This is a genomic window from Sutterella sp. (assembly GCF_052272535.1).
Taxonomy (GTDB): Bacteria; Pseudomonadota; Gammaproteobacteria; order Burkholderiales; family Burkholderiaceae_F; genus Sutterella.
Map to the genome: position 1 here is coordinate 1 of NZ_DAVZJY010000211.1, position 3,987 is coordinate 3,987.

A 3,987-nucleotide genomic window follows, 5' to 3' on the forward strand; every position below is an offset into this window, starting at 1 on the left:
GGCTTCCTGCGGCGGATTTCGTGAGGAGAACCACCAACGAAACATCATCGTACCGATTCGCGGATTTGAGATCGACGACATTCACCTGCTGCACGGCATCAAAGGACTGAGGTGAAGCCAAAGCGTGATTGGCGAGGTACTTCATCAGCACGGAAGGCTTCCCACCGCTTTCATACCAGTAGTTCTCAAAGCCAAGTTCAGGATATTGCAGGTAATTTAGAACGGACCATGGGCAGAACACATGTGAGGCGGCCTTCAAGTCAAAGCAGAAGCCGTCGTAGTTCTCCTGCAGCCCTCGAAGAATCTCCTCATCGCCGACTCCGTTCTCCAACGCCGCCCTGTTGATGTAGGCCCTGAAGTTTGCACGCAGCTCCTCTTCGGTCCAACCGAGCAGCGTGCCGTAGCGCGGATTGAGGGAGATGTCGTTCAGATTATTGAAGGCCGAAAAAATATTCGCACTGCTGAACTTCGTGATGCCCGTCATGAAGAAAAAACGAAGGCAGCCCTCGCACTCCTTCAATGTTTTGAAGAAGTCGTTCATTTCCTCCCTGACGACTTCGAACGCCTCCTTGTTGTCCAGATGTTCCGTCAGAGGGGCGTCGTATTCGTCGATCAGAAGAACGATGGAGTTGTCCGCCAGGCCGGAAAGCCACTCACGCAGCTGAAGGCCGAAGGGAACGGACGACCTCTCATCAAAGCAGAATCCGAGCGGCGCGAATCCGATCCTCACAAGGCTCGTGAACAGAACGTGATACTGCTCGGCCGAACGGAAGGTCGTTGCGCCGGAGAAGTCCAGCCGCACCACCGGATAGACGTCGTCGCGCCATTTTTTTCAATGTCGAGCCCGGTGAAATCCCGGAGTCCATGAGCGAACAACGATGCGAAGGTTGAGAGGAGCAGCGATTTCCCAAACCGCCGGGGCCGGGCAAGGAACACCTTGGCCCGCAGGTGGGCGAGCTCAAAAATCTGTGCAGTTTTGTCGACGTAGATTTCTCCGCTTGCCCGCAACGCGGAAAAGGTCGAGGTGCCCAAAGGCAACGGCATCAGAGGATCAGACATGGAATCACATTCAGGCGCAATAAGGTGCCCGGCGCGGTCTTCGCCGCGTTGCTCGCCGGGGGAGCGGAAGGTCGAACTACGGCGAGTGTAGCCCGTTTCTGCCTCGTCCCCTCTGAGGCACAATGAACCATCCGCCTCACGACTCCGCTCCCAGAGCGCCATGCCCCAGATTCCCCTCAGCTACCGCTACCGCATCGAACGCCGCACCGACGGCTACCACTACCGCTTCCCGGAGCTCCCGGAGGCGGACTTCGCCGCCGCGACCACCGCCGAAGGGGCGGCGGAGATGAGCGGTCGGATCACGGCGGCGCTCGCCGCGCGGATCAAGGCCGGGCGCCTTCCCGAAGAGCGGCGCGCGCATGCGGGCGAAGGCGTCGCGCGGGTGCTGCCGTCGCTCGCCGCCAAGCTCCTCTTCGTCGCGAAGTCCGAGGAGTCGGGCGCCTACCCCGCGGAGATCGCGCGGCGCCTCGGCATCACCTCGCAGGAGGCGCAGCGCCTCTATCGGCTCGAGCACGCGACGAAGATCGACGCCGTCAACGCCGCTCTCGCCGCGCTGGGCTGGCGCCTCACGCTCGGCGTCGAGCCGCTCGAAGCGGACGCAAAAAAGGCGGCGCCCGAGGAGTAGCTCCTCACGACGCCGCCCTCTGGCGGAAGGACTGAGCGGACCGCGCCCTTCAAGAAGGAAGTGCGCGGACGTTTCCGGCCCCTTAATTGCCGGCCTTCTCTTCGGCCTCGACGCGCGCGATCAGGTTCGCGGGCCCAAGGGAGTCGTAGCACTCGAACGGCTGGTGGATCCAGGGATTGTCCTCGAGGTACTCAACCGCCCAATCAGGCTTGAAGACCGAGTGGGCCTTGTGCCAGAGCACGGCCACGCGGATCTCGGTGATCTCGGGATAGCGCTTCTTGAGGTGGGCGACCACTTCCTTGATGGTCTTGCCGGAGTCGACCATGTCGTCGACGAGCAGCACGCGGCCCTTGAGCGTCGAGAGGCCCGTCATGCACTCGGCAATGTCGAGGTCGCTCTGGACGGTGCCCTTCGCCTCACGGTACGAGCTCGTCGCGAGGATCGCGAGGGGCATGTCGTAGACGCGGCTGAAGAAGTCGCCCGGGCGCATGCCGCCGCGCGAGAGGCAGATGATGCAGTCGAACTGCCAGCCGCTCTTGGCGACCTGGCACACGAGCTTTTCATTGAGGCGGATGTACTCGTCCCAGCTGTAGGTTTTGTCGGACATGGAATTTGCCGTCGATGTCGGAGGGTGGAGGGAAGAAAAAAAAACAGCAAGCGGGCGGCAAGGTTCAGCCTGCCGCCCGCTTGGGTTCAGTTTTCAGCCCGCTATTTTAGTCGGCGAAGGGATCCGTGTGAAGGATCGTCTGCGCGCGGTCCGGACCCGTGGAGACGAGCGCGATCGGAGCGCCCGCAACCTCGGAGAGGCGCGTGAGGTATTTGCGGGCGGACTCGGGGAGCTGATCCCAGTCGGTGACGCCGAAGGTGCTCTCCTTCCAGCCCGGGAACTCCTCGTAGATCGGCTCGCACTTGGCGACCGCGTCGGCGCCCGAGGGCATCACCTTGAGGACTTCGCCCTCGTAGCGGTAGCCGACGCCGAGCTTGATCGTCTCGAGGCCGTCGAGAACGTCGAGCTTCATCACGGCAAGCCCCGTGATGCCGTTGATCTGGACCGCACGGCGCAGCGCAGCGCCGTCAAACCAGCCGCAGCGGCGGGGACGCCCCGTGACGGCGCCGAACTCGTTGCCCTTCTGGCGCAGCGCCTCGCCCGTCTCGTCGAGGAGCTCGGTCGGGAAGGGACCCTCGCCGACGCGCGTGCAGTAGGCCTTCGTGATGCCGAGGACGTAGTTGAGCTTCTCGGGACCGACGCCGGCGCCCGCGCAGGCCGAACCCGCGACGGTGTTGGAGCTCGTGACGTACGGATACGTGCCGTGGTCGATGTCGAGCATCGAGCCCTGGGCGCCCTCGAAAAGGAACTGCTTGCCCGCATCCATCTCCTCGTGCAGACGCTCGGAGACGTCGGTCACCATGGGACGCAGGCGCTCGGCGTAGGCGAGCGTCTGCTTGATCACGGCTTCGGGATCGAGCGGCTCGGCGCCGAGGAACTTCTCAAGAACGAAGTTGTGGAGCTTCATCACGGCGCGGACCTGTTCGGCGAAGCGCTCGGGATGATAGAGGTCGGCGACGCGCACGGTGCGGCGGGCGACCTTGTCTTCGTAGGCCGGGCCAATGCCGCGGCCGGTCGTGCCGATCTTCTTGCTGCCGAGCGCGGCTTCGCGGGCCTGGTCGAGCGCGATGTGGTACGGCATGATGAGCGGGCAGTTGCCGGAGACGCGCAGACGCCCCTCGACGTTCGGGACGCCCACGGCGATGAGCTCATCGATTTCGCGGAAGAAGGCTTCGGGCGAGAAGACGACGCCGTTGCCGATGTAGCAGACGCTCGTCGCGTGCATGATGCCCGAGGGGATGAGGCGCAGGATGGTCTTCTTGCCGTTGATGACGAGCGTGTGGCCCGCATTGTGTCCGCCGTTGAAGCGAACCACGCCGGCGGCGCGCTCGGTAAGCCAGTCGACGATCTTGCCCTTGCCTTCGTCGCCCCACTGAGCGCCGATCACGACAACATTCTTGCCCATTTGAATACCTTTAAGAAGCTCTCACAAAAAAATCCGTCCGGACTGCGCTTTCGCAGACCGGCGCGCCCTGAAGCTTCAGGAGGGCGCGCCGCCGCCCGTACGCGCAGGCGCCTCCGCTTGGGCAGAGGAGACGCGGGCTGCACGGCAGGAACAGCCGGACACATGTAGAGAGCGGACGTCTGAGACGGCCGCGGACGCAACCGTCAAGATAGCACAGCCGGCGCCAGAAGCGCCCGAAGGCGGTCCGCGCCGGCTGTTAGCGCCGGAGGGTTACCGACGGTAAGTCACAGG

General features: G+C 63.5%; 3 protein-coding genes and 1 pseudogene. 1 reads left to right on the plus strand and 3 read right to left on the minus strand.

The window, feature by feature from the left end; translation table 11 throughout:
- Positions 1-1,221: pseudogene (locus ACT6Y9_RS09205) on the minus strand (AAA family ATPase); the annotation flags it as partial.
- Here ACT6Y9_RS09205 and ACT6Y9_RS09210 point away from each other — a divergent pair.
- A complete protein-coding gene (locus ACT6Y9_RS09210; RefSeq protein WP_295479967.1) occupies positions 1,220-1,684 on the plus strand; it encodes a hypothetical protein in 465 nt (154 codons plus the stop codon). The pseudogene ACT6Y9_RS09205 and the gene ACT6Y9_RS09210 sit on opposite strands and share 2 nt — an antisense overlap.
- Before the next feature lie 82 nt (positions 1,685-1,766).
- On the opposite strand, the gene ACT6Y9_RS09215 is transcribed toward ACT6Y9_RS09210, so the two are convergent.
- Both ACT6Y9_RS09215 and ACT6Y9_RS09220 read right to left on the minus strand, forming a co-directional pair.
- Positions 1,767-2,291 (minus strand): phosphoribosyltransferase, encoded by a 525-nt coding sequence (locus tag ACT6Y9_RS09215; protein WP_295479969.1) that lies wholly within the window; start codon positions 2,289-2,291, stop codon positions 1,767-1,769.
- Between the two features lie 106 nt (positions 2,292-2,397).
- Complete coding sequence (locus ACT6Y9_RS09220) at positions 2,398-3,696, minus strand: adenylosuccinate synthase (protein ID WP_443744310.1); 1,299 nt, start codon at positions 3,694-3,696, stop codon at positions 2,398-2,400.
- Positions 3,697-3,987 lie beyond the last annotated feature (291 nt).

What these genes read in the sequence shown, in the direction of transcription:
- ACT6Y9_RS09210 (WP_295479967.1), top strand. Translation starts at nt 1,220, where the DNA reads ATGCCCCAGATTCCCCTCAGCTACCGCTACCGCATCGAACGCCGCACC.
- ACT6Y9_RS09215 (WP_295479969.1), bottom strand. Translation starts at nt 2,291, where the DNA reads ATGTCCGACAAAACCTACAGCTGGGACGAGTACATCCGCCTCAATGAA.
- ACT6Y9_RS09220 (WP_443744310.1), bottom strand. Translation starts at nt 3,696, where the DNA reads ATGGGCAAGAATGTTGTCGTGATCGGCGCTCAGTGGGGCGACGAAGGC.